At 40.4% G+C, this 26,875-nt stretch carries 16 protein-coding genes; 9 read left to right on the top strand and 7 right to left on the bottom strand.

Annotation, left to right across the window (positions count from 1 at the left end; all coding sequences use genetic code 11):
• Positions 1–42 precede the first annotated feature (42 nt).
• Positions 43–744 (bottom strand): hypothetical protein, encoded by a 702-nt coding sequence (locus PLE34_RS10760; RefSeq protein ID WP_324556722.1) that lies wholly within the window; start codon positions 742–744, stop codon positions 43–45.
• Between the two features lie 33 nt (positions 745–777).
• Positions 778–2,295, bottom strand: coding sequence for a hypothetical protein (locus tag PLE34_RS10765; RefSeq protein ID WP_324556724.1), 1,518 nt, complete (start codon positions 2,293–2,295; stop codon positions 778–780).
• Between the two features lie 1,277 nt (positions 2,296–3,572).
• Here PLE34_RS10765 and PLE34_RS10770 point away from each other — a divergent pair.
• The 6 genes from PLE34_RS10770 to PLE34_RS10795 all read left to right on the top strand — a co-directional run bounded on the left by PLE34_RS10770 (position 3,573) and on the right by PLE34_RS10795 (position 12,838).
• Positions 3,573–3,890: a hypothetical protein gene (locus PLE34_RS10770; protein ID WP_324556726.1), complete on the top strand. Its 318-nt coding sequence runs from the start codon at positions 3,573–3,575 to the stop codon at positions 3,888–3,890.
• 951 nt (positions 3,891–4,841) lie between these two features.
• On the top strand, positions 4,842–5,438 hold the full coding sequence (locus PLE34_RS10775) for an RNA polymerase sigma factor (protein ID WP_324556728.1): 597 nt from the start codon (positions 4,842–4,844) through the stop codon (positions 5,436–5,438).
• A 54-nt stretch (positions 5,439–5,492) separates the two neighbouring features.
• Positions 5,493–6,695, top strand: a complete 1,203-nt coding sequence (locus tag PLE34_RS10780; protein ID WP_324556730.1) for a FecR domain-containing protein — start codon at positions 5,493–5,495, stop codon at positions 6,693–6,695.
• A gap of 177 nt (positions 6,696–6,872) precedes the next feature.
• On the top strand, positions 6,873–10,139 hold the full coding sequence (locus PLE34_RS10785) for a SusC/RagA family TonB-linked outer membrane protein (protein WP_324556733.1): 3,267 nt from the start codon (positions 6,873–6,875) through the stop codon (positions 10,137–10,139).
• Between the two features lie 32 nt (positions 10,140–10,171).
• Positions 10,172–11,527, top strand: coding sequence for a RagB/SusD family nutrient uptake outer membrane protein (locus PLE34_RS10790; RefSeq protein WP_324556734.1), 1,356 nt, complete (start codon positions 10,172–10,174; stop codon positions 11,525–11,527).
• Between the two features lie 30 nt (positions 11,528–11,557).
• Complete coding sequence (locus tag PLE34_RS10795) at positions 11,558–12,838, top strand: TlpA family protein disulfide reductase (RefSeq protein ID WP_324556736.1); 1,281 nt, start codon at positions 11,558–11,560, stop codon at positions 12,836–12,838.
• A gap of 119 nt (positions 12,839–12,957) precedes the next feature.
• Here PLE34_RS10795 and PLE34_RS10800 read toward each other — a convergent pair whose 3' ends face one another.
• The 5 genes from PLE34_RS10800 to PLE34_RS10820 form a co-directional block, all read right to left on the bottom strand.
• The gene (locus PLE34_RS10800) at positions 12,958–13,224 is read right to left on the bottom strand and encodes a hypothetical protein (protein ID WP_324556738.1); all 267 of its coding nucleotides are present in this window, start codon (positions 13,222–13,224) and stop codon (positions 12,958–12,960) included.
• Between the two features lie 36 nt (positions 13,225–13,260).
• A complete protein-coding gene (locus PLE34_RS10805) occupies positions 13,261–13,722 on the bottom strand; it encodes a MauE/DoxX family redox-associated membrane protein (protein WP_324556740.1) in 462 nt (153 codons plus the stop codon).
• 94 nt (positions 13,723–13,816) lie between these two features.
• Positions 13,817–14,794, bottom strand: coding sequence for an AraC family transcriptional regulator (locus tag PLE34_RS10810; protein WP_502875871.1), 978 nt, complete (start codon positions 14,792–14,794; stop codon positions 13,817–13,819).
• Positions 14,795–15,669: 875 nt separating this feature from the next.
• The gene (fbp, locus tag PLE34_RS10815) at positions 15,670–16,665 is read right to left on the bottom strand and encodes a class 1 fructose-bisphosphatase (RefSeq protein ID WP_324556745.1); all 996 of its coding nucleotides are present in this window, start codon (positions 16,663–16,665) and stop codon (positions 15,670–15,672) included.
• A gap of 336 nt (positions 16,666–17,001) precedes the next feature.
• A complete protein-coding gene (locus tag PLE34_RS10820; RefSeq protein WP_324556747.1) occupies positions 17,002–21,798 on the bottom strand; it encodes an FG-GAP-like repeat-containing protein in 4,797 nt (1,598 codons plus the stop codon).
• 561 nt (positions 21,799–22,359) lie between these two features.
• Here PLE34_RS10820 and PLE34_RS10825 point away from each other — a divergent pair.
• The 3 genes from PLE34_RS10825 to PLE34_RS10835 are packed head-to-tail and all read left to right on the top strand — an operon-like array spanning position 22,360 to position 26,862.
• Positions 22,360–25,311 carry a DNA polymerase III subunit alpha gene (locus PLE34_RS10825; protein ID WP_324556749.1) on the top strand — a complete coding sequence of 984 codons (2,952 nt, stop codon included), beginning with the start codon at positions 22,360–22,362 and terminating at the stop codon, positions 25,309–25,311.
• Complete coding sequence (dinB, locus tag PLE34_RS10830) at positions 25,298–26,455, top strand: DNA polymerase IV (RefSeq protein WP_324556752.1); 1,158 nt, start codon at positions 25,298–25,300, stop codon at positions 26,453–26,455. Before PLE34_RS10825 ends, dinB begins: the two co-directional genes overlap by 14 nt.
• A 26-nt stretch (positions 26,456–26,481) precedes the next feature.
• A complete protein-coding gene (locus tag PLE34_RS10835) occupies positions 26,482–26,862 on the top strand; it encodes a hypothetical protein (protein WP_324556754.1) in 381 nt (126 codons plus the stop codon).
• The last annotated feature ends 13 nt before the right edge of the window (positions 26,863–26,875 follow it).

Consider the following 26,875-nt stretch of genomic DNA (forward strand, 5'->3'; position numbering starts at 1 on the left):
GTCAGACTAAATCACCCCTGTTGCTGTCACCGATTTTTTTCTTTACTTTTCTTTTTCAAGCCGTTCTACTTTTTTGTTCAACTCGATAATGTAAAGAGTTAGCTCCTCAATTTTTTTAAGCAATAACGCCTGGTTATCACCCAAATCCAAGCCGTTTTCTTCTACTTCAACGGCGGAAGGAATGTCGGGCAGATGTCCGTTGGATTTAATAAAGTCTTCAACTTCCCACAGGCCGGGCAACCTGTATTGAGGAGAGAAAACATAATCAGGCCAGCCGGATGCTATTACTTTTATTTTTTGAGAAAAAATATTGCCATTCACCGCAAGCTTAGCCTGCGGACTTGATGTACCAATGCCCACATTACCACTGGTCGCATCTATTTTCATCACTTCCCTTTCGCCAGATGAAGAATTTGTTACCCAGCTAAAATAGCCACCCCAGTTATCCAATTTGGTTTTCAGATATCCGGCTCCACCGCTTGCTCCGGCTATTATTTGGGCATTTGAATAATTATTATCAGTAGGAAATCCTGAAATATCAATGATGAAGGAAGAACCGGAGGCAGATGAAGAAAACCTTCCATTACCCGTTACTTCCAATTTAGCTCTCGGCGTTGTTGTTCCAATACCCACATTGCCGGAAGAAGGAAAAGTATTCGTTTGTGCTGATACTCCAGCTGATATACAGAAAATAACAGAAAGCAGGATTATATTTCTGATAGATTGGCGTTGTAAAACTTTCATGTTTTTACTATTTAAAATTTAATCATTTGGTTGTTAAAAATTATATCCCACTCTCCACACAAAAGCCGGTGTAGGCGGTATATGTTGTTTGTGTAAAAAATCATACTGCACCTGCATGGATCCCACTATCTTCTTGCCCTTCTTCAATGGAGAGCTCATACTGTACTTTTTGCTGATGCCTGCCAATGCGCTTTTGTTCCAGTTGCTATAATTTTTAAATACCGCCAGACTTTCTACCGTTCGGTTGTAGTTCATCTCAGCGCCAGAGGTTAACCACAGGCTGCTGATTAATTTACTGTTGCTGCCAAACAGGTTGGGCACCTTCCATTCTACAAAGGCACGCATGCCAGCACCCTGCCCGGTGATTTTGATATGTTTCCAGCTTTGGCCCCAACCCATTTTCCCAGCCAGTCCAATTCCAATATTTGTTTTGTCATTTGCCTTGTAGGCGGCTGTTACCGCTATATCGGTAGTGGTAGGCCAGTAGTTATTGGAGCGCTGTGTCTGAAAATTGGTTCCAAGTTGAATTCGTTTCCAGAGAGACTTTGTTTTATTGGAGTTCGGTGTAAAGTGCTCCGGCATTACCATATCGCTGCTGCCGCTGCTACCATTGCCCAACTGGTTAAGCTTGTCTTTTATTTTTGACAACTCACCCTGCGCCTGTTGCATCTGCTGTTGCAGGTATTGGTCGGGGTTAGCATTAGCTCCACTAGTTGCAGGTATTCCTACCCGTTGCTGCAATACCTGCTGTACATTCGCCCTTGTTTGCAATCCTGCTAATGCCTGTGGTGTGCCGTAGTTTTCCGGCGTGGGGAAAAGTTGAGCCAGCATGGAATATTTTTGCATAAACTTTTTAAAAGCTGGCAAAGTTTGAAGCGTAGCCAATACTTTTTTAAACAGTTTATCAGGATCATTCAAAGTTTCTTTATATTCCTGTACCTGTCTGCCGTAGTAGTATACGTCCTGCTGGTATTTGCCGAGATGTTTGGTAATGCTTTTAGGCAGGTTGGTATAGCTGCTCAACAGTGTTTTGAGTTGCTCCTGGCGTTGCTGCACATAGTGTTTTATCTCATCTGCCTGCTGCAATTTGTTTTGCAGTTGCTTTACCTGCTGCAGGGAACTGCCGAGCTTTTGCTGAATATCTTTTGATTTGGAGACAATGTTCTTTGCATCTTTTAAAAAGCCAAGAGAACCTTGCAGGGAGTCTAAGTAAGGAAGGTATTGACCGCTAAAGGCTTTATCCATTTTGCCGTTGGTGGCAGCCAGCTTTTGGGAGAGCTGCTCGTAGGTTTTTTTAGTATCGCCAAACAGCTCAGCCGGTTTTGCTGAATCTAATTTTGCCAGTTTCCTGCGGATCTTTTCTTCCTGTTTGGATAAGCTGTTTAAATATTTTTCGGACTGGCGGGTGAGTTGTTTATCTAAGCCGCTGATTTTTTTATCAACACTGCTGAGGTATTTACCTGGTATTTGAACAAGGCTGTCGGAACCAACATGCTGTGCGTGTACACTAATGATTAGCATAACCAATATGAAGGTTAAGATAGATTTCATTGCAGCCAGGGTTGTTAGGGTTGTACATAATTGTACTGCACAAACATCGCCGAAAACCCGACATAACAAAATAACATCCGTCAATATTCAATCTATTTTCCGGAATGGAAAAGTTGAATCTATTGATAATTAATGCGTTTAATTTTTTGCTACCGTTTAAAAACATTAAAAAAACGTTGTTTTAACGGTAGCGGGTACCCGTTGTTTAACAATAAAAAAATACCGTTTAAAAACGGTATAAAAAACGTTGTTTTGTTTTTGGTGATTTCAAAATACAAACCTATGCACCCAACAACTAACGCCAATGATTAACGAATTCAAACCTACCGCTCATTTTCCGAAACCTCGGTTTTCCTTACCGGCATTCAGATAAAACCGAAAAAAGGATCCTTGAGTTTGCATGCTTCATAGGTATTATTAAAATAGCCAGGAGGATTGTTACACGCGAAATCATGGGTGAAGAAGGAGGGAAAAGCCAGGTTGGGACAGAATTAAACTACCAATCTTGCTCTCCGCCTAATATCAGCGATAATATCTTTACCGTTTTTGCACCCGACATCGGACACCGAAAAAATATTTATGATTGCATCCAACTACCTGTCACAGTACCACTGGCATTTCTGTATTTTGCTTTTACGGTATTGTTTGGTGTCCGTCTGTAACATGAGTCAAGATGGTCTGGAATCTATACTTTTTGCATAATCTGCTGGTTAATGCAGAAACAAAAGCCTTGGATAAATGGGTTTGTCTTTTCACCGGAGAAGCAAATAATTTAATCCGGGCAATTAGTGAAGCGATTGCAGGTGAGGAAATATAAAGCACTTTTTATATATTGGATTTTAATCCAGGTTTGCAGCAGTCAATCCTTCCGGAATGGCATCCTGGCTCTTATTTGTATTCCCTAAGGTTAAAAATGCCCTTTGAATATTTGAATAAAAATCATAAAACAGCTAAATAAAATTTTTAAAGCCGGCATTATAAAACTAACTTGCCTAACTTTCCCAAGGGTTTAGGGTTGAAACTAATAAGGGGTCTGTTTTTACGGTGCCCCTTTTCTTTTGGCGATTTTCGCAATATGATCGCTACAGAAAACATTATAGACAGAGAGTGATATTGTAAAGATGTAAATCTGTCGACCGGCTTCAAAACAAAAGATGGATTTATAACAATTTTGAAGCTGCATGTAGAATCGCACTTGAAGATATAGCGCGGCCACAATTCACTGAATGCATTAGAGGGGTATTACTATAACCATGTACTACTAAAAGAAACTTTAAATGAAAAAATTTGACATCATACCTGGTAAGGATCCGGAATCTGGGCTAATAGATGTTATGCATATTGAATCGCCGCATTGTCACATACTTATTAGTGACCTAAACATAAATGATGCGCATAAGGGTGATACCGAATGTCCAGTAAAAATTTATGATTTTGTAGATGCTGAAAATGATGGGCATTACTATTGGGTGGAGATCATGATCCTTGAGATGTTTGAAAGCGGGGATTACAATCAGGTAATGGAGGACTGCTGGAAATGGTGGGTAGCGATGCAGATTAAAAAGCGAAATACGGGAAACTTTTCAGAAGATTAAAGCATACATTACAACTTACTCCCGCTCTAAATCTCCACTCATATAATACAGCATATTCTGTATATGAAAATTTGGTTGAATAACTTATCCTTTTTTTCATGATACCTGGCAGTAATGAACTTCACAATCATGGGTGTTATGATTTTACCTTTGCTTCATTACAACAACGATGGAGAAGCCAGGTTTAAATTACAAATTTTTATTGTTTACACATACCCGGTATTCTTTGTAAATCTTTTTACCCAGGTTGGAAAAGCGACAACTGAATTTTTTGAAGCAGGTTTTAGAAAAATAAAAGTTTATTTATTATCTTGTCAACGGTGTTTTTCATAGGTTAGCAAAAGCCCCGGGCATTCTTGTCCGGGGCTTATAGTTAAATTGACAAGGTTATAACGGCTTATCCGGCATAAAATCTTTTGGGGAACATTTAAACAATTTGGCTAATTCATTTATGTGCTGAGCGTTGTATTTTGCTCTCTGGAAAGGGCTTTCAACATGACTTATGAAACCGGGAGAGACATTTAAATGTATAGCAACATCATCCTGCTGCAAATCATCTTTTTGCCTTCTGTGTTTGACCTGCTCTATAATATAAAGGTCAATTTTTGACTTAATAATCTTCCTTGCCATTTGATATGTGCAAGGACGTAAAAGAAATTACTTATCTTCAATACACTGGTATAGGGAAATATCTTATATTGCAGTTAGAAATTTGCGAATCCTTCATAAGGAAACTTATCTGAAGCTTTCGCTTTAAGTCTCGACTTGGAAACCTCGGAAATTTTCATTGAACACGAGATGATAAGCAAGGGCTCACGTTCAGGCGTGGGCTCCCTTATTGTGTTCAAGGGCTCTCCGAGGGCCTCCAAGCCAATTTGTGGAGTTCCATGCCATTTTTTTGCCTGCTGCTCCACTGCAAGATTTTTTAATAATGATTAAAATGAGCTGCAGGTGCGCCATTCAGCGTTATACCATCCCGATGAGTATGCTATCGCCTTTCAAAATGGCGATGAAAGGGCGCTCTCCTTCTTTTTCAAGGAACTTCATCCTGCACTTACCCATTATGCCAATCAATGGGTAAACAATCTGCCACTTTCCCAGGATATAGCTTCGGAAGCATTTGTAAAAACCTGGCAAAAACATTTTAAATTCAATAGTTTCGATGGAATAAAGGCGTATTTATACACCATAGTGCGCAGAGATAGTTTCAGAGCCGTTCAAAAGCAAAAGCGCTATCTTCAGCTTGACCCTGCTTCCGCATACGATACACCGGAGAGCGATACCCCTTTCAGTTTCCTGGTTCGGGCAGAGACCTGCCGGCTATTGTATTCCGCGTTACAAAAACTTTCTCCGGGTAATAAAAGAGTAATTGCGATGTATTACTTAGAGGGGAAAACCACAGGCCAAATTGCACGGGAACTGAATCTTCATCCTCATACTGTGCAAACCCAAAAACTCAGGGGTATCAAAGCCCTTCAAAAAATTATGCGCCCCGGCTTTTTGGGGGTTTTATGCCTGTTGGGAAAAATTTTCTTTTCAACTTTGTAGGGTATTTCTCCACCTGCATACTTTCTTATAAGAAGCATGCGCTAATTTAATGGTATGAATAATAATCCATACAGCCAAATGGATAAGGAAGCTTATCGCGTGGCCTACCTTATCGCCGGATATATCCGCAACACACTCACCCGTGCAGAGCATCAGGAGCTGGATGATTGGGTGAATGCGAGTGATAAAAACATGAAATTATTTGAAGACCTTACCGATGAAAGAAATATTGAAGCAAACCTGAGCATGATGGAGAAAATACAGTCTGAGCAAATATTTCAGAACTTACAACAAGAGGGTAGATTTGAAAAACCAAAACAGAGGAGGAAGATCAGTTTGGTATGGATGTCTGCAGCCGCAACGGCAATATTATTATTGTGTGTGTTTTTTATATGGCGTTTAACCAATACATCTTCCTCCCAAAATACAAAGCAGCAATCGGTTAAAAGCGATTTACTGCAACCCGGCGGCAATAAGGCTACGCTTACTTTACCAGATGGCTCGGTTATTGACCTTGCCAATGCACAAAACGGAGTTCTTTCAAATAGTGAAGCTTTAAACATTTCAAAAAAAAATGGCAATAATTTGGTGTATCAGAAGAGTGCGGCGCATAGTAGTACAATAGGTATGCATACACTGTCTATTCCTGCCGGCGGACAGTTCCTGTTAACGCTGGATGATAACAGCAAAGTATGGATGAATGCCCAAAGTGTTTTACGCTATCCGGCAGTCTTTTCTGGCAAAGAGCGTAAGGTAGAGCTATCGGGTGAAGCATATTTTGAAGTATCGCCTAACGCGAAAGCACCCTTTATAGTTGTTCTCGGTAACGATGATACCGTGTCTGTTTTAGGCACCCATTTTAACGTGAAGGCATACCCTGAAGAGGATAGGAAAGCTGTAACACTGGTGGAAGGCAAGGTGCTTGTACAAAACTATGGTAATGAAAAAGTGTTGACACCTGGAATGCAGGCATTGATCCACGGAAATGAAATGACCACCATTGCTAACGTTGATATAGAAGAAATCACCGGCTGGAAGAATGGGTTATTTGTATTTCATGACGCGCCGATTGAAAGAATAATGAGTCAGGTAGCCCGATGGTATAACGCAAAAATTGTTTACGAGGGTTCCATTAAACATCAGTTCAATGCCACCATAAAAAGATCTGAACCATTGGAAAAACTGCTTCACCTTTTGCAATTAAACGGATACGTAAAATTTAAAACCGAAAATAATATCATCTATGTATCGCCCTGACGGATAAAAATAGGAGAGGGGACCAAACAAAAAACCGGAAGTGTTAGAGCACCTCCGGCGAATGTTTGGGTCAACCCAAAATAACACCTTGCGCAAACAAACTGTATTTAAAAACCCAAACATGGCAAAAGTATGCAAATACGCATTTCCCTCAGGAAGTATTTAACCCTACTGACTATGAGGCTCTTACTTCTGTTAACGCTGCTGGGCTGCCTCCAGGCTACCGCCCGTGGTTACGGTCAAACCGTTACTCTTGAACTTCGCAATGAGCCCCTGGAAAAAGCCCTGAAAGAAATAAAAAGGCAAACCGGCTATTCATTTATCTATACAAGAGTGCAGATAAAGCATGCACTTCCGGTTACCCTACAGTTAAAAGACGCAACTGTTGAAGAAGCCCTGGATTATTGTTTTGTGAACCAGCCATTGTCTTACACTATTGAAGACAAATATGTAGTTGTGCTCGATAAACCCGACAGAGAAGAAACAAAACCCGATCAAACAATAGATGTTTCCGGTAAAGTTGTTGACGAAAATGGCAATGCATTGCTTAGGATAACAGTAACTGCTGTCAAATCTAAGAAATCCACTTTTACCAATGAAAAGGGAGAATTCACATTAAAAGCTGTTTTGGAAAACGACATTCTTGAATTTACTTCTGTGGGTTACGGAAAGGTAGAAATTGCAATTGGCAAAAAGGCGTTTTATAATATAACAATGAAGTTGGTAGTGGGCGTGTTAGACGAAACGGTGATAATGGCTTATGGTAAAACAACGCGGCGCCTGAATACAGGAAATATTGGGAAAGTAAATAGTAAGGAAATATCGCAGCAACCCGTCCTGGATCCTCTTGCGGCATTGCATGGAAAAGTGCCGGGGTTGGTAGTTACTCAGTCAAGTGGAATGCCGGGAGGAAGTATAAAAATCCAGGTGCGGGGGCAGAATTCCCTTAACCAGGGCTCCGAACCCCTGATCATAGTAGATGGCGTACCACTTGCTGCGAATAATCAACCCATCAATATCCAATATTCAATTCTTACTACCAGTAGCGGTACATCAGGACTTAGTCCTATTGCCAATATCAACCCATTGGATATAGAAAGCATAGAAATACTAAAAGACGCCGATGCAACCGCGATATATGGCAGCAGGGGCGCCAACGGCGTTGTATTAATAACAACAAAAAAGGGAACTGTAGGAAAGATGAGAGTGTTTGCGAATTTTTACACGGGATGGAGCAAAGTTCCAAAATTGCCTGAAATGCTGAATACTGCTGAATATATTGAAATGCGCAGAGAAGCTCTTGCGAATGATGGTTTTACAGAATCAACTGATCCGTCATCGCAAGGCTATGCCCCAGATCTGCTTATATGGGATACTACAAGGAATAATAATTTCAGTAAGGCTATGCTCGGCAATACCTCCCGTACATATAATGGGCAGGTCGGGCTTTCCGGCGGCAATGAAAATATCCAGCTTTTTTTAAGTGCCGGCTATAATAAAGAAGGCACTGTATTTCCCGGGAATATGGGTACAAACAAAATATCTTTCACTAATAATATCAGCTATTCTACCAACGATAATAAGTTCTCTGTCAGGTTGGCCTCCGGCTTTTCAAGTGCAAAGAACAATCTTATCAATGCATCAATTTCATCTTTTCTTTCCATCCCCCCTAACGCACCTCAGCTTTACACTGCTGATGGAAAATTGAACTGGGAAGAAGGAGGGTATTATTTTGATAACCCTGCTGCATACCTGCACTTCAAATATGCCTCCGTAACAGATAATCTTCTCAGCAACCTCCAGGTAGAATACAGGATTGTAAAAGGTTTATCTATTCGCAGCAGTTTTGGCTATAATTTGATGCAGGTATCAGAAAAGTCTACCGTCCCCATTTCAGCACAAATACCAATTTATAACCCTACAGGCAGCCTGAGCGTTTCTGACAACGTTTACAAAAGCTGGATAATTGAGCCACATGCGGAATATGAAAGGTTGGTGGGAAAAGGAAGATTGGATATTCTTATCGGATCCACCTTTTCACAAAACAAGCAAAATGCGCTCTCGGTTGATGCACAAGGATATAAAAGCGACAACCTGTTAAATTCGCTCAGCGCCGCTACTTTAACCTATACTAATAATATTTTCTCCGATTATAAATATGCGGCATTGTTCGGCAGGATAAACTATAATTGGAATCAGAAATACATACTGAACCTGACTGGCAGAAGAGATGGCTCCAGCAGATTTGGACCAGGTAAGCGCTTTGCAAATTTTGGTGCCGTTGGGTTAGCGTGGTTCTTTCAGGAAGAAAAATTCATGCAAAAATTATTGCCTTTTATCAGCTATGGCAAAATACGTACAAGCTATGGGTTAACCGGAAATGACCAGATCGGGAATTATCGGTATTTAGATGCATGGACAATTAACTATTATACCTACCAGGGCGCATCTACCCTTTACCCGTCAGCTTTATTTAATCCTCTTTATAGTTGGGAAATAAATAGGAAATTTGAAGCTGCATTGGAGCTTGGTTTCCTTAAAGATCGTATTTATCTTTCTTCCGTCTACTTTAATAACAGAAGCGGCAATCAACTGGTTGAATATGGTCTCGCCTTCCAAACTGGTTTTGGCACTATTATAAGCAATTTTCCTGCACTTGTGCAGAATGACGGCTTTGAGTTTCAACTTACAGCAATACCCATTCAATCAAAAAAATTCAACTGGTCAGTTTCAGCCAATATCAGTATCCCTTCCAACAAATTAGTTCGATTCAATGGGTTAAGCTCATCCGGATACTCGACTACTTACGTTGAAGGGAAATCGTTAAATGTAATATACAAGCTCAATTCGTTGCGCACCAACCCTGCAACAGGAGTTTTTGAGTTTGAAGATATTGATAAGGATAATATTGTTTCAATTCCGAAAGACTTTATCGTTAAAGGAAATACTGACCCCAGCTATTACGGCGGTATCAGGAATACGCTTACATTCAAAAAAATTGAGCTGGATTTTTTTGTTGACTTTAAAAAGCAGACAGGCCTAAATTACCTGTATTCAATCTACAGCAATTTCCCTATTCCAGGCTTCCCCATAAACCAACCTAAATATGTGCTTGACCGCTGGCAAAAGCCGGGTGATGTAACAGTAATTCAAAAATTCACGACGATCACATATAATGAAGTGTATGCAGCTAAGGAGCTGCTCAGATATTCAAACGGGGTTTACAGCGATGCTTCATTTATAAGGTTAAAAACGGCGTCTGTCGCATGGCAGTTGCCAGCAATCATATTTAAGGTTATAAAAACCTACAATTCAAAAATTTTCGTATCAGCGCAAAACCTTTTCACTATTTCCGGGTATAGGGGGACTGATCCCGAAACACAGAATTACTATGCTTTGCCCACACTACGAACAATAGCAGTGGGCATTAATTTGAAATTTTAAGCCAAGCCAAAATGAAGTATATTAAACACATTATGCCATTACTATTCCTTTTACTTACAACATCTTCCTGCAGGAAATTTATTGAAGTAGAACCGCCTATTGACAAGCTAAGCGCCGAGGTTGTTTTTACAGATGTGGAAACTGCAACATCAGCAGTTACAGGAATATATACAAATATGCTGGTAACACTCCCTGTTATATCCTCCGGCGGAGTAACTGTATATACAGGATTAACTTCTGATGAGCTGTATAGTTCAAATACAACAAGCACAACCTTGGCTGAATTTGCAAGCAACGCAATATCTCCGGGCAATTCGGTACTTAAAAATGATTTTTGGCAGAAAGGATTTAACCTTATCTATCACGCCAACGCCTGCACCGAGGGGCTTGAGAATAACACATATCTGCCGGTACAGGTCAGGGATCAGTTGCTTGGCGAAGTATATTTATGCAGGGCGTTTATTTATTATTATTTCGTCAACTTGTTTGGTGATGTCCCGTTATTGCTAAAAACAGATTACCAGGAGAATCAGAAAGCGGCAAGAACAGCAACTACCACCGTGTACGGACAAATTATTACTGACCTAAAAAATGCACAGGCACTTTTAGGTACTTCATATCCTACAAATGAACGGGTGCGTCCCAACAAATGGGCAGCCACTGCCTTATTAGCAAAAGTGTATTTAATATTAGGTCAATGGACATTAGCAGAGCAGGAATCATCTTCTATCATCAACAGCGGGGATTATTCCCTTGAGCCTGACCCCAATAATGTTTTCCTGGCTACAAGTAATGAAGCCATCTGGCAAATTATGCCTACAAGAGGGTATAATACTACCGAGGGACTCACTTTTATTCCGGCAAACTGGTCTTCTGGTCCTCCTAATTTCCCTTTAACAGATTATTTGATCAGCTCATTTGAAACTGATGATTTGAGAAAAAGCAGTTGGGTGTCATCGAAAACCGTGCAGGGGCAAACCTATTACTATCCACACAAATATAAGATTGGTGCATATGGTCAGCCGGTAACAGAATACTATATGGTTTTCCGTTTGGCAGAGCAATACCTTATCAGGTCAGAATCTCTTACATGGCAGCAGAAAATTGATAAGGCAAAGAATGATCTGGATATTATAAGAAAACGTGCCGGCTTGCCTGACACGCCGGCAAGTACAACCGAAGAACTGCTTGCAGCCATGGCTCACGAAAGACGGATTGAACTTTTTGCTGAATGGGGAAATCGGTGGATTGATTTAAAGCGCACAAAAAAATCTGCCGATGTGCTGTCGCCAATTAAAGCAGGATGGCAGCCAACGGACACACTATTTCCTATTCCTTTGGAAGAAATCCAGCGCAACCCCTCCTTAGCTCAAAATCCGGGCTATTAAACTATCTCTAACACATTAAACACATTTACAATGAAGTTTTCGAAGTTCCAGGTAGACAAACATGTACTTACGGTAGTTGTTTGGCTTTTATCAATCTCAACAACCACAGCGCAAGGCTTACAGATTGGCGACCCTATCATTAGTGTTGAAGTAAAGCCCATCCTTAACTATACAGCAGATAGTGCTCGCCTAACTGACTTTGTAGGCAGCAAGGCACTACTGATAGATTTTTGGTTTACTGCATGCGCTTCCTGTATTGAGAGTTTTCCAAAGCTTGATTCGATACAGAAAGAGTTTAAAGATGACCTGAATATTCTGCTGGTCACATTTGAAACTAAAGAAAAAACACTTCGTACATTCAATACCATAAATAGAATAAAGCATGTAAAACTACCTTCGGTAGTAGCAGACACTTTACTGCACCTGATCTTTCCGCATGCATCTGCTCCACACGAAATATGGATCGGTAAAGACGGTAAAATCAAAGCCATTACAGATCATACTTCCATTAACCGGGAAAATATAAGATCACTGATAGCCAGTGAAAAGCTTAACCTGCCATTAAAAAAGGATAATATGGAATACTCACTTTTTGACCCACTTATAAAAAACATTGACCTGAATAAAATGTTTAAGTACAATATCATATCCTCGCATCAACCCGGATTGCCTGCTTCAAACGGTATGTATATACATCCTGACAATGGATTTTTAAGAGCACAAGCTACAAATGTTCATTTTCAGAACTTATACGTTATGGCTTATGGTCAGTGGGGCAAAGGTTTTAATTATAGCAGATTAATCATTGAAAAAACCGCTTTAGAGCGCCTGAAAGAAACTAAAAATCAACAAAATGCATTTTGCTATGATAGCTGGTGGCGTGATACTACGAGAGCCAAAGCGTGTTCAGAAATGCAAGATGAGCTGGATCGCTTTTTCAACCTTACAAGCTATTCGGAAAAGAGGAAAGTTCCCTGTATTGTTCTCAGGCAAATAAGCACTAAAAAAAGATTTATATCTACTGCACCTGCGGGGAGGGAAGAAACCTATTATGAAAAGGATACCCTCTTTTTAGAAAATGTATACTTAAAATACCCTGTTGAAACTGTATTGAATTTTGGCAGATACCCCTGGTCACCATTCCAATTTTTTGATGAAACTGGGTACGAAGAAAGGGTAAGCATCCGTTTGCCCAAAAAATTTGAAAGTATTACCCAGGTCAATCGCTTTCTTCAAGATTTTGACCTTGAAGTAATAATGGAGGAAAGATGGCTGGACGTTGTTATTATAAAAGATAATGAAAAACCATAAACTGCCTGCCACGAATTATAAATGCCTATTCTGACAACAGCTTTTTTCTCATGTATTACTAAAAAAAAGAGGCTACTTCATTCCTGAAGTTGGCCTCTTTTTGTGGTAACAGTCGAAGGTTAAGGTTTCAGAATGTCTGGCAAGCGAGTTCCTGCAGGTTTATTTTGCGCAGTTTTTTGTGTCCAAACCTGTGCGCAGAAGACTTGATCAGAACCTGGGCAGTTATCATTCTTTAACGTCATTACATCAGGAGCACTGTCTATATAGATGCCTGTTGAAGTGAAGGCATGCACGTCAGCAAAAGACGCTTTTTCAGGTGAAGCTGTAAATGCAAATGTTATTGCAGACACTGCCAACGCCAGCAATACAAAACGAAACTTTTTCATAATAAAATATTTTGTTGATTAAATGCGCCTACTATTTTATGCAGGTGTTCGGCTATTCCTGTTTATTGCAATAATATTTTTATTTGATTTTATAACTAACCATGCCCATGCTGCGAGGGCAACCAAAATAACATTTACTATCAAATGCTGTTTCCAGGTCAATGCTTTCATTATCCCTCCACAGTTGCACGGCAGTTCGCTGGCAAAGAACATAAGGTAGCTAACGTATAAGGTGAATGCAACCATTAAGATCAAAGAAAAAAATAGTCCCGCTTTTCGCGTAGCAGAAAAAACGAGTAAAATAACAATCAATAATTCAACTGCCGGAACTGCAACAGCCATAAAGTTTGCGCAGTTCACAAGAACAGGCGATTGCACTAAGGCGATCCTGAATGTAGGGTAATCTATAAGTTTGTTTACGGCGGTATAAGTAAACAGGATGATGAAAATTCCGGAGACAATATCGGCTATTCTGGTATTTTTAAGCAGTAACCTCATGTTGCATTAATTGGTTTGGTAAATTTCCAAAATCATTTGCTCTTTATCAGAACTAACTGCTATGCAACAGGTATAAAAAGTTTTGCAATCAGGATTATTTTCTTCGCAGCTCGCCAGGAGTCACTCCAAAGCGCTTTCTGAAAGCAGTAATAAAATTTGTTGTTAGAGGGTAGCCTACCAGCGTGCATATTTCTTTGATGGGTTTATTAGTGTTTAAAATAAGCTCCCGGCTATACTGCAATTTTTCTTCCTGCATCCATTGGCCTATACTGGAGTTAAAATATTGACGAAATCCCTTTTTTAGTTTATACTCATTAAGTGCTACAAGCCTGGATAACTCTCTTATAGATGGTGGCTTACTGGCAATATGATCAAGTAGTATTTTTTTAGCTTCATGAATGCGATTGATTTCCCATGGAGTAAAGGACAGTTTATTCATACCCTGCCGGAATACATTTTCAAGCATGTGGTACAATACTTCTCTCACTTTTAAATCAAAGTAAAATTGCCGGGTGTTTTCATCATAAGGGCAATTAAATAACTGATTCGTTATTTCTTTAATAGTAACCGGAAGCCAAAACGGTTTTTGGGTGATAAGAACCCCTGGATTAGCACCAATTACTGATTTTAATTCCGGGAAAAAAGGTACTAATTCTTCCAGGAGAAGGGGCGAATAAAAGATATTCATCATCCGAAATTCTTTGCCCATCTCAAAATAGGAACTGCATTCAGAAGGTTGTGTATAAAAAAAGTTGTATTGCCCCTCTCGTAAATGCGTTTCACCAAGACGTAGTACTTTTTTTCGGGCACTGCTTCTGAACATTAGATTGCTGTATAAACCCTCGGTGTGTATCCTTCCTTTTGCATAAAATTGTTTCAGGAATTTTCCGATAATAAATCTTATATCATACTCCTCACCCCGGAGTTCCTGCAGCACTAATTCCGAAAGATTTGATTTCGTAAAAGAGCAGGCAGCACCCACTAATACCGGGCCATTGTAACCGGCAGGAAGTCCGTTAATAAACTGAAATGGTTCACCGGCTTCTAATGATAAGCTAAACGTTTTTGCCATAGGCTTCGGTGATTTTAGGCATGAGGATTAGATAATCGTTCATGCAATGGTAGCTTTCTTTTGTGGAATCACTAAATAAAATTAAATTTTCATTTCCAAAAATATCAATGAAACATAATTACTGTTTAAGTAATCGTAATATCATGATGAACTTTATACCAAAACCAGGGAAGTTCAAAATATAAGTAACCCAGGTTTATGGATAAACGACGAAGCTGTTTTGCAAATACCATAAATCTGCCTGTTTGAGGCTTTTTCTGTACAAATTTGAATCAAGAAGCAATATGATGATCGATAAATGGCTTTCCGCTGTTAGTGATACTATGCATACCGTCACAAATGATGCTGAAGAAATACATCTAATTTTGTCCAAACACGGTTCTGTCTCAACCCAAAAATTCTTGCTTTTATTTTTTCAAAGCCTTCAACCAATACCACACGGAATGATTTCTATAAATCCGTATATGCGAGCTTATAAACCGGAGGAAACTATGTCCGAAAATCATCAAAAAATGCTTCCACTTAATAAAAAGAGGCTGTCCCAGACTTTTGACAACCTCTTCAGAAGTAAGCACAGCCAATCTATCTGACCTGAAATGAATACCATCAATCTTGCCTTTCTAAAGTCTTTTAAGATTCTAAGAAAATATGTTTATAAAATTTGCAACTAATTTGGGAAAAAGGGGCAGCATAAAAATGCACCCCGTTTCTAAATCCAATATCCTATGAAAAACCAATGCAAATATAGGTTTGCATTTACTTTAACTAAGTATTTCCGTTATACAATTCGATAGATGGTCTGTTTACCTCGATGAATTGCATTATATAGTGTAAAAAGTTAGACCATTGTTATAACTATTAGTGGTTTCACCTGTTCATTTCCATTCTTCCATCATATTACGGCTACCAATAAATAAGGGGGTGCGCTGATGCAGACCGGTGGGCACAATATCTAATATGCGTTTATAGCCATCCGTGGCCATGCCACCGGCCACTTCCACAATAAAAGCAAAAGGATTGCATTCATACTGCAACCTTAGTTTTCCCTGTGGCATATCAGTTGTTGCCGGATACATAAAAATTCCCCCTTTTAGAAGATTGCGGTGGATATCACTAACCATACTGCCAATATAGCGTTGTGTATATGGCCCACCTTCCTGCGCTGTATTACATTGATATTTTTTGATAAGGTTTTGTACCCTTTTGTCAAAGCGATAAAAATTGCCATGGTTGACTGAATATATTTTTCCATGCGCAGGGCATTTAATATCAGGATGGCTAAGACAAAATTCTCCTATGGAAGGATCCAATGTAAATCCATTTACGCCTCTGCGGGTGGCGTACACCAAAATGGTGGATGAACCATAAACAATATAACCTGCCGCTACCTGCCGGATACCAGGTTGCAGGAAATCATCCAGCCTAACTACAGTTCCTTTTGCTGTAAGGCGACGGTAAACACTGAATATCGTTCCTACAGAAACATTTACGTCAATGTTAGCGCTTCCATCCAATGGATCAAATAGACAAATGTATTTGGATTGACAGCTCACCTCATCATCGAATGCTACAAAGTCATCCCATTCTTCGCTTGCAATGCCTGCGCAACTGATGCCATGCTGTAAAACACCTGTAAACTGATTGTTTGCAAACAGGTCCAATTTCTTTACTTCCTCACCCTGTACATTCATCATGCCGACTTCTCCAAGTATATCCGCTAACCCCGCTTTGTTTACTTCCACGTTCACTCTTTTTGCCGCAAGTCCAATATCTCTCAGCAAACCCGAAAGCTCGCCGGTGGCGTTGGGGAAATTCCTTAACTGCTGAATAGTGAATTCGTCAAGCGTATAGACTTTTCTGCTGATAGCCATTTGAAATATATTTAAACTAACGACTGTTAGTTCAATATTATACTTTTTGTTGCTTCCTGCAAAAAAAAGATGAAGCAAAACTTTTCCATTTGGATTGGTTGTGGCATTGAGATAATTAAGGACGAAGTGCGGAGGGGAAAAGCTTGAAATGATTCAGTTGCGTCGGCCGAAACTTTGATCGGACTAAGCAAATTACGCAAGCGTAGAAGCTATCCCAGGTTTATTCATCTTCAATCCTCAATACATGGGTACGGCTTGCCATACCCGATATTTGATTCGGCTACAAAAGGGTAGCATCCATAGAATGGAACAAAATTTCAGACTCCTCCTTTCGCGTTAAAGTTTTACAAATCGTACAATCCTTCGTTCACCATTACTTTTTACCAGTACGGCTATATATCGCCCTTTGCTTAACATATACACAGGAATCCGCACTGTGGTCAATCCTTTAATATTTTTAGTTACAAGCTTACTTATGCCATTCATGCCTGTAATTTCCAAAAGCACAAAATCTTCTGAAAGGTCAAGTGAATCCAATACGAATTCGTTAGTTGCCGGATTTGGATAAAGCCGTGCACTGACTTCACGACCGGAAGGTTCAGGAGAAATTACAAATGTAAGTTCTCCACTTATCAATTCACTTACAACTGCGCACGGATTTGATGTGGTATAAAAGCACCTCACTTTATCACCTGAAGTTTCAGGCTTGTATACCAACTTTGACTGTACCGCACCGGAAATATCCTGCCAGACACCTGTTGTTTTTTTCTCCTGCCACTGAAGCATATCCTGGCCTGCAGCATTTGTTAGCGTAGCAGTAATAGTAACGGATTCACCTGATTTTATCGAAGTATCACCGTAAATCTCCAATGCGGGGTTAACGATTTCATTTACCCTAATTCTAATAGAATTGCTAGTTACTGCAGTTGTATCAACACAGCTGGCATTACTGTTCATTCTGACTTTGATCTCATCATTATTTTGAAAATTATTATTACTGTATTCAGCGGTGTTCACTCCGATGTTTTCGCCATTAAGCGACCATGTATATTTTGGTACGGCTCCAGCATTAACTGCAGTTGTTGTAAATGTTAAGCCTGAACCTTTACATATCTCTGTTGCGGATGAGGCAATGGTAATGGAAGCAACCAGTCCAGTATTAATTTTGATGGTTAAGGTATTACTTTCTGACATTAAGGGAGCCCCGCATTCATTAACGGCAGTATATATGGCCTTAACACTGCTACCGTCTCTCAGGTCTGCTGTCATCAGTGTATCACTATTGCCCCCCGTTTCTTTGTCATCAACCATCCACTTATACATGCCGTCATTATATTTCTTGTTTTTGGCGGTAAAAGTAATAGTTTCTCCCACGCATATCTGAACTTTTGAAGCCTGGATTTCTACATTTGGATTCCGAACGGGGTGTACACTCACCCGCCCCGCACTACTATACACAGTCTGCTGGCCGGAACATGATGTAGCCGCAACAGTTAAACTGGCTTGTATCTCATCAAGATCTTTTAAATCGTACAGTACAATTGTATCATTATTATCTCCAACGTTCGTTCCGTTAAGCAGCCATTGTATAGTATATGAGTCCCCGGCATAAAAGGTTTCCGCATAAAAGGTTGTCGCGGCGCCCGGGCAGATTATACCGGGATTATCTCTATGAATATTTATTGCAGGTTCATCTCCTTTTACACTCATCGTAATTACATTGCTGGTATCGCGCTGCAAATCCACACTACAAAAGTCACTGGAAACGAGTACTGCCCACACCCGGTCACCATCCTTCAAATAATCAGGTTGATATATTGTATCCTCCAGGTCCAGTTGGTTGGAATTGTACATCCATTCAAGATGGCCATCAAAACCCAAACCGGAAGTATCGGCGATAAAGGTTACAGTAGTACCGTGGCAAATATTTGTTTTATCTGCCGTAATGTTCACGTTCGGGATCCTTTTTTGTCTTACCTGTATGGTTACAACACTGCTGTAGTTCGCACCAACCTTACATCTTAATTTGTATCCCCTGGCCGTTAAAGGTACCCTGTAAAAGTACAGGGACTGTGTATTTGCACCGGAATAGCTGGTATCCTCTGGCGATATCTCCTTAAAGCCGTCTCCCTTATCCAGTTGCCATTGATAAGTGCTGCCATAGAGATCAGTATCAATAGTGGTTGTCCATCCTTCGCAGATCGTTTCGGACAGTTCTGAAGGAAAATTATTACCATATATGGTAATGGCATTTCCCCCCGAGTTTACAATATCTGTACGCCCATCCAGGTCAAAGTCTACAGCACTTGACGCATCTTTGGAAAGTAGTGTTTTCACCCCGGGATCAGCAGCTATTTCCCCCGGAGTGGAAATATTCCTGAATAAAACGCCAGCAGAAACAAGGTCAGGCTTATCATCTCCGCTAAGATTGGCCGCTATTACACCTAATTTTGATCCGCCAGGATTTACTGGTGATGCAAACGAAATTACACCGTTGATTGTTGTATTTCTGAATACAGCAGTGCCAATAATAACATCCAATTTATTATCGTTGTCAAAGTCAACAATGTTAATTTCTCCCCTGTCTGTTCCATGCGCTACAATATCAGCTCTTTCATCAAAAGTGAATTTGCCGGGAGTTGATGTATTTTTGATGTAAGAAAAAACCACTCCATTGGGATCGTCGGTTTTGCAAAAAATAATTTCATTTTTATTGTCACCATCCAGATCGCCAATTCCAATAAAACCTGATTGTGCGGAAACATCGATGCTTTCTGCAGCAGCAAAGGATGGTATTCCTGGTATGCTTGTGTTCCGTATGATGTATATTACGGACATAAAGGCACCGCCTGCGATAATATCAGGTCGTCCGTCACCATCAATATCACCGGTAGCCAGAGCGCTGTTACCGTAATTACCTGTGGAGAGTGGCAGATGAATTTGTTGGTCAAATATGATTTTGCCGGGTGAACTGTTATTTCTTGCAAAAATTACATAATCCATATTGTTTGCTGCAATTAAGTCCTGTTTTCCATCGCCATCTAAATCATTGAGATGGAAGCCCCACCCAAAGGCATAAGAATCGGCAATGATCTTCTTTTCTTCGAATGAAAAACTATGTGGTGCTGAAGTGTTTCTATAAACGACAATGCTGCTTTGAGAAAGGTGCTGGCCCGAAATGATATCCGGTTTGCCATCAATGTCTACATCGGCCGCTGATACACGATAAAACTGGTACTGACTGTTTTCGGGACGGTAGGTTATTTTTTGAGTAAAGGAGTTTAATGTGAAGTTGCCTCCATTGGGAAAAGTAAGCTGGAAGCCAGTCCTGGATACGCCGCTCAAATGTGTGCTGGTATTAAGTAGTGTAATCGGTGCAAAACTGGTACCTGCAGGAACGATGCAGGTTATTTGGCCGGAAGACGCAGAGGCGACTTTTGCTCTAACTGCTCCAAAGTAGACAATATTGTTTCCAGGATTTGAATTGAAGTTCGTTCCCGTTATCGTCACCAGGGTACCAGCCGGCCCTGCGGCAGGGGATACTCTACTGATTGTGGGAGCCGGCGATGCATTAAGGTCAGTATACGTAAACCCTGCCATTTCAACTGTGTGATAAATATCTTTCACAATAATGCTACCTGTTGCTCCATTTCCCACTACGGCCTCTATGTCGGACGGCGAGAGGATAGTAAAAGATGCCGCAGGAACATTACCAAAATTAACCGAAACAATTTTTTCTAAATTGTTTCCTTTTATCCTGATTACTGTCCCTGAACCTCCAGCCGACGGTGAAAAGGAAGTAAGGTTTGGCACACCCGGAATCACAAAGTTTTGATTCCGGATCAGGGTATCTTCTGTAATACCGTTAGACACAACCAGTGCGATGGTGTCCCATGCGCGGTTGATATCATGTTGGTAGATTGCATTAAATGATTGGCTAATTAACTCGGAATTCAGGTACCATTTGTATGTATAACCTTGCTTAGAATGATTGTTTAGGTTGACCTTGCCCGTTACATAACTATTTGTAGTATCTATTATGAAATTAGCCGCCGGAATAGGTGTTCCACCACCATTGGTGCTTATCAGCAAAGCCCCATGTAATCCTCCTGCCCATAATTGGTTTTCATCCCATAGTGAGAGTTCCTTCATGCTGTATCCATCGGCTAAATAAGCTTTCTCTCTGGAAAGTTTTTCCCAAAAGCTACCACCATCCATTGTTTTAAAAATAATGCCAGTTCCGTTCAAAGCAAAGCCTACGCTATCATTTAAAAACTTCATGTTGATGCCGGTAAATGGGTTGACATCGGGGTTGTTTTTTAATGACCAGCTAACACCACCATTGGAGGTATAATAAATGCCGCCTCTATCATCATTTTCAATACTGATCCATCCTTTGGAAGGAGTGATAAAATAAGCGTAATGAATCTGTCCCGTTGGAGTGGGTATCTCCTGCCAGGTACTTCCGCCATCGTTCGTTTTTAATAGTTTATTTTTGTTGTAGTCAGTATTAAAGGCAAAAATATTGTCAGTGTCTGTATAAGTAAGTCTATTGAATTCATCCGTTCCGGACCTTATAACGTTCCACGTTTTTCCCCTGTCGGTAGTTTTTAGCATCCGTCCGAGGTCTACTGCATAGCCCATATTACCATTCCCGGGAAACACCATGTCGCTTACTGTCGCATAATATCTTTGAGGATTATACCCTATATGGAATATTAGTTTGTAAGTGCCACCGCCGTCAGTCGAATATAGAATAGAAGGGCCAAATCCATAGTCGCCATAAACAATAATATTTTTCGCATCAAAAGCTTTTACTCCTTCAATCGTAAAACCAAATGTGAGATTTACCTGGTAATTGTTGTAGTTAACATTGCTGATAGTGATATACTTTTTGGTAAATGTTCGTCCGCTGTCCTGAGTGAACCCTATCCATTTGTCAAATGCAACATAACCCTGAGCAGGGGAGAAAAAGCTAATCTTTGAAATTTTTTCATCCGGTGAGCTATCAACATAAATCCCCCTTACCTGGCCGAAAGCTGTGAATGAACCGGCTGTCAAAGAAAATAAATAAAATAAGATGGCTAAGCTGCTAAATCGCGTGCGATTGGCTATTGCAAGAAATTGATTCATAAATGCGTTAAGGTTTAGGGGTGTTACATACTGCCTTTGGATATTAAAAAATATCGGAATAAAACAATCAAAAAGAGGTTTGTAATAGGATTGGTAAATAATTGGTATGGAAGAAGTTTCCTTTTATTAACTACAAAATCTTTGATGGATAAATGCAAGGAAGCATTAGTGAACAAACCAGATACCGAAAGTACCCACAGGGATTTATTTTTCCAAATAAAAAAATAATGTTCTTTCCAATAACGATTAACTGTATGCGAAACATATTGGAATCCAAGCCGTGTGCCGATGATTATAGATTCAGTGAAGAGAAGCTGTGATTTTGGTAATTGCATTACCAAAACCTTGTTACACAACCGACATTCAAATGAATCCACTGTCGGCAAAGAAAAACCAGCTTAAAGTTTAGGCCAAACAGAAAAGGATGGAATTTCTAAAAACATTTACTCGAAGTGACATACAATGCAATCGATTCATTGCCATAATCTTATATAATATACTAATTGTATTAGCATATATTGGCTAATTTATTTAGTTTATTTTTGTATTCTTGCTCTTGTTATGTACCTAAACTGCAAAACATATTTCAGCTTCCGCTATGGAACTTTCGGCACACAGGAACTGGTGAATACTGCTGTGGACGCAGGTGTTACTTCCCTGGCCCTTACTAATATCAATTCAACATGTGACACCTGGGACTTCGTTAAGTTCTGCCGGGAAGCCGGCATTAAGCCGGTGGTTGGCGCGGAGATTCGCAATGGCAATAACTTGGAGTACATATTACTGGCCGCCAATAATAAAGGCTTTCGATGGATCAATGCATTTTTATCTTCTCATCTACAGGAACAAAAGCCATTCCCCACCCATACCGAAAACATTCCCTTTTTTGACGATCTGTGGGATGGTTATGTCATTTATCCATCCGGTAAGAAAGAACTCAGGGAGTTACTTGCTAATGAACATATTGGTATTCTGCCCTGGGAAGTAAACAAACTGTTTGGTATAGACGTAAACAGTGCTGGTGACAAACTTGTCATTCGCCAACCCGTTACCTTTCAAAACAAAGCCTATTATAACCTGCATAAGCTATTGCGGGCAATTGACTGTAATGTGGTTGGTACCAAACTACCCGCTGAAGCCGTCTGTAGCGATCAGGAATATTTTGTACCTCCATCCCGCCTACTGGATGCTTTTAAGCAATATCCATCCATCGTTACCAATACCTACAAGCTTATAGATAGCTGTAACATTACTATGGATTTCCATACCGATAAAAACAAAAAGACTTTCAGCTATTCAAAAGAAGATGACAGGAATTTGCTGGAAAAGCTGGCTATGGATGGACTGGCATACCGGTATGGAAAAAATAAAGAGGCAAAAGCAAGAGTAGAAAAAGAGCTGAAGATCATTAACGATCTTGGCTTCAACGCATATTTTTTGATTACCTGGGATATTATACGCTATGCACAAAGCCGAAGCTTTTATTATGTGGGAAGGGGTAGTGGCGCTAATTCCATTGTAGCGTACTGCCTGCGCATTACCGATGTGGATCCTATAGAACTGAATTTATATTTTGAGCGGTTCTTAAATCCCCACCGTACCAGTCCTCCCGATTTTGATATTGATTTCAGCCATCGGGACAGAGATGATATTATTGATTACGTGCTTAAACGATACGGTAAAAATCAGGCTGTGCTGCTCGGCATGTACAGCACTTTCCAGTATAGAGCTGCTGTACGGGAATTGGGTAAAGTTTTTGGATTACCCAAAGAAGAAATTGACGGACTTGCCACAGGCAGCCCGCCTGATGATGGCATCAAACAAATGATTTTGCGGTATGGCAAATTAATGGAAAACTTTCCCAATCACCTGTCCATTCATCCGGGTGGAATACTGATATCAGAATCATCCATTCATGATTACGCGACCGTGTTCATGCCGCCCAAAGGTTTTCCCACTGCCCAATTGGATATGTTTGTTGCGGAAAATATCGGATTATTTAAGTTAGATATATTGTCGCAACGCGGGCTGGGGCATATCAAGGAAAGCCTGGAATTGATTAAGAAAAACAAAGGCATTGATGTCAATATACATGACTTTGAAACCTTCCGAAAAGATGAAAAAGTAAAAGCACAAATCCGGAGCGCTAATACCATTGGTTGCTTTTATATAGAATCTCCGGCTATGCGGCAATTGCTAAAAAAATTAAAATGTGATGATTACCCCACACTGGTAGCAGCCAGTTCTATCATACGCCCGGGCGTAGCGCAATCCGGTATGATGAAGGCGTATATTTATCGTTACCATAACCCCGGCAAGTTTGAATACCTGCATCCGATTATGAAGGATTTGCTGCAAGAAACCTTTGGCGTAATGGTGTTTCAGGAAGATGTGATTAAAGTGGCGCACTACTTTGCGGGTCTTGATTTGGGTGAAGCAGATGTATTGCGCCGGGCTATGAGTGGGAAATACCGGTCTAACAACCGCTTCCAGTTGATCAAGGAAAAATACTTTGCCAGTTGTAAAGAAAAAGGACACCCTGATGCATTGGCTGCTGAAGTATGGCGGCAAATGGAAAGCTTTGCCGGTTATAGTTTTAATAAAGCACACTCCGCCAGCTTCGCGGTAGAAAGCTATATGAGCCTTTACCTGAAGACCTATTATCCCAAAGAGTTCATGGTGGCGGTGATCAACAACTTTGGCGGCTTCTACCCCCGTGAACTTTATTTTTTGGAACTGCTCAAAACAGGTGGCGATATTAAAGCGCCTTGCGTAAATAACAGCGACTACTATACGAACATAAAAGGCAATGAAGTGTATTGTGGGTTCGTACATATCAAAGGACTGGAAACGGCAATGGCTGAATTAGTGCTGGAAGAAAGGCAGCTCAATGGTCCCTACCTGCACCTGCAGGATTTTATCGAGCGCACAGCCATCGCCAGGGAGCAACTGAACTTACTGGTAAGCGTAGGCGCTTTTAGCTTCACCGGTAAATCAAAAAAAAGATTGCTTTGGGAAGCTAATTTTCTGCAGGCAAAGAATAAAACTCATATTCCTGCAGGTATTTCCTTATTCCAGGAGAAGCCGGTTGAGTTTACCCTTCCCGAACTGGTGGATCATCCCTTAGATGATCTGTATGATCAGTTGGAAATACTCGGCTTCCCGCTGTGTAATCCTTTTGCACTGGTGGATGATGATCCTGAAAAATATGTATATGCCGGTGACCTGGATGAGCATATTGGTAAGACCATTACCGTGCTGATCTATTTTATTGCCTATAAAGTGGTACCAACGGTGAAGCAGGAAGTGATGTCGTTTGGAACTTTCATAGATGCCAGGCTTGATTGGATTGACACGGTACATTTTCCGGATTCATTTAAGCGCTACCCAATCAGCAGGAACGGATTTTACCGGGCCAAAGGAAAAGTAACAGCGGATTTTGACGTGTGTAGTCTGGAAGTGCACTACATGGAAAAGGTGGGATATAAAATGCGAAGCTATGCTGGCATCTGAGCGGCATATTACACACATGGATCTTGATACATTTTTTGTATCGGTAGAATGCCTGAATAATCCAAAGCTGAAGGGGAAGCCAGTATTGATTGGTGGTAGTGGCGACAGGGGAGTAGTTGCATCATGCAGTTATGAAGCCCGCAAGTTCGGTATACACAGTGCTATGCCCATGAAGACAGCCAGGCGCTTATGCCAGCATGCCGTTGTTGTTAGGGGCGATATGGAGCAGTACAGTAAATACTCCAATCTGGTTACAGAAGTGATCCGCGATACTGTACCCATGTTTGAAAAAAGCAGCATTGATGAATTTTATATTGACCTCACGGGAATGGACAAGTTTTTTGGCTGTTCGCTGTTCAGTAAGGAACTTGGTAAAAAAGTAACCAAAGAAACCGGTCTGCCCATTTCCTTTGCCCTTGCCAGTAATAAACTCATCAGCAAGGTTGCCACCAATGAAGTAAAGCCTAACGGGCAGATTGAGATACCATTCGGCAATGAAAGATCATACCTGGCGCCGCTTAGTGTAATTAAAATACCCGGTGTGGGTAAGCAAACCGCGTTTTTGCTTTTGAAAATGGGAGTGGAGACGGTGAAGGTACTGGCGGACATACCGGTTGAAATGATGCATAACCTTTTGGGGAAAGGTGGTATTGAGCTTTCCAAAAAAGCCAATGGCATTGATGAATCCCCCGTTATCCCTTATCGTGAACAAAAATCTATTTCAACCGAAAACACTTTTTCCCAGGATACCATTGATGTTCAGTTCCTGCACAGCCAACTGGTACGCATGACTGAGAAAATTGCCTTTGAACTCAGGAGCCAGAATAAGGTAACAGGTTGCGTGGCAGTTAAAGTCAGGTATTCCGACTTTGAAACACATACCGTACAAAAGGCAATACCTTATTCCAATGCTGACCATATACTGCTTAAAACTGCCCGTGAACTATTTGATAAATTATACCAGCGAAGGGTTCTTGTACGTTTGATAGGCATACGTTTCACCAACATTATTCCGGGTAATTACCAGATCAATCTGTTTGATGACACTGAGGAAGATATCCGGCTATACCAGGCGATAGACAGTATAAAAAAGCAGTTTGGTGAGAAAGTATTGTTTCGGGCGGCAGGAATTGAAAGATTTTAATACTTTAGTAAAACACAACTTTGGCAATGACCGGACCTGTTACCGATTTACTACGGGATATTGAGGTAGATATTGAAAAATCTAAAAGTAAGAAGTTAAGGAAAGCAATTATCAGGATAATAGTGCTTGCCTCTGTAATGGCAGTTTTACAAATGGTTTTTCTAAAATTTGGACATCCGTTCTATAGCAGGGCGGCATTTTATCCAACTGCTATAATGGTATTGTTAGTTCAGTTTTTTGCATTTCCATTGGTTTCCTGCGTCCTTGCCTTGTGCATTAAATTGATACAGCAGAGAGGAAGAATAGATTCAGAAAAGGTATTTAAATTTGGCAGTTCGATTCTGATTGTATTCTATTTTTCAGAAATTCCGTATTGGATATTCGTTATTTTCAAGTATATTTTTTAATAATTTTGCTAAT

Source organism: Agriterribacter sp. (assembly GCF_035445465.1).
Taxonomy (GTDB): Bacteria; Bacteroidota; Bacteroidia; order Chitinophagales; family Chitinophagaceae; genus Agriterribacter.

Excerpts from the sequence above, each read along its gene's own strand:
- PLE34_RS10760 (WP_324556722.1), bottom strand. The coding sequence starts at position 744 with ATGAAAGTTTTACAACGCCAATCTATCAGAAATATAATCCTGCTTTCT.
- PLE34_RS10765 (WP_324556724.1), bottom strand. The coding sequence starts at position 2,295 with ATGAAATCTATCTTAACCTTCATATTGGTTATGCTAATCATTAGTGTA.
- PLE34_RS10770 (WP_324556726.1), top strand. The coding sequence starts at position 3,573 with ATGAAAAAATTTGACATCATACCTGGTAAGGATCCGGAATCTGGGCTA.
- PLE34_RS10780 (WP_324556730.1), top strand. The coding sequence starts at position 5,493 with ATGAATAATAATCCATACAGCCAAATGGATAAGGAAGCTTATCGCGTG.
- PLE34_RS10785 (WP_324556733.1), top strand. The coding sequence starts at position 6,873 with ATGAGGCTCTTACTTCTGTTAACGCTGCTGGGCTGCCTCCAGGCTACC.
- PLE34_RS10790 (WP_324556734.1), top strand. The coding sequence starts at position 10,172 with ATGCCATTACTATTCCTTTTACTTACAACATCTTCCTGCAGGAAATTT.
- PLE34_RS10795 (WP_324556736.1), top strand. The coding sequence starts at position 11,558 with ATGAAGTTTTCGAAGTTCCAGGTAGACAAACATGTACTTACGGTAGTT.
- PLE34_RS10800 (WP_324556738.1), bottom strand. The coding sequence starts at position 13,224 with ATGAAAAAGTTTCGTTTTGTATTGCTGGCGTTGGCAGTGTCTGCAATA.
- PLE34_RS10805 (WP_324556740.1), bottom strand. The coding sequence starts at position 13,722 with ATGAGGTTACTGCTTAAAAATACCAGAATAGCCGATATTGTCTCCGGA.
- PLE34_RS10810 (WP_502875871.1), bottom strand. The coding sequence starts at position 14,794 with ATGGCAAAAACGTTTAGCTTATCATTAGAAGCCGGTGAACCATTTCAG.
- fbp (WP_324556745.1), bottom strand. The coding sequence starts at position 16,665 with ATGGCTATCAGCAGAAAAGTCTATACGCTTGACGAATTCACTATTCAG.
- PLE34_RS10820 (WP_324556747.1), bottom strand. The coding sequence starts at position 21,798 with ATGAATCAATTTCTTGCAATAGCCAATCGCACGCGATTTAGCAGCTTA.
- PLE34_RS10825 (WP_324556749.1), top strand. The coding sequence starts at position 22,360 with ATGTACCTAAACTGCAAAACATATTTCAGCTTCCGCTATGGAACTTTC.
- dinB (WP_324556752.1), top strand. The coding sequence starts at position 25,298 with ATGCTGGCATCTGAGCGGCATATTACACACATGGATCTTGATACATTT.
- PLE34_RS10835 (WP_324556754.1), top strand. The coding sequence starts at position 26,482 with ATGACCGGACCTGTTACCGATTTACTACGGGATATTGAGGTAGATATT.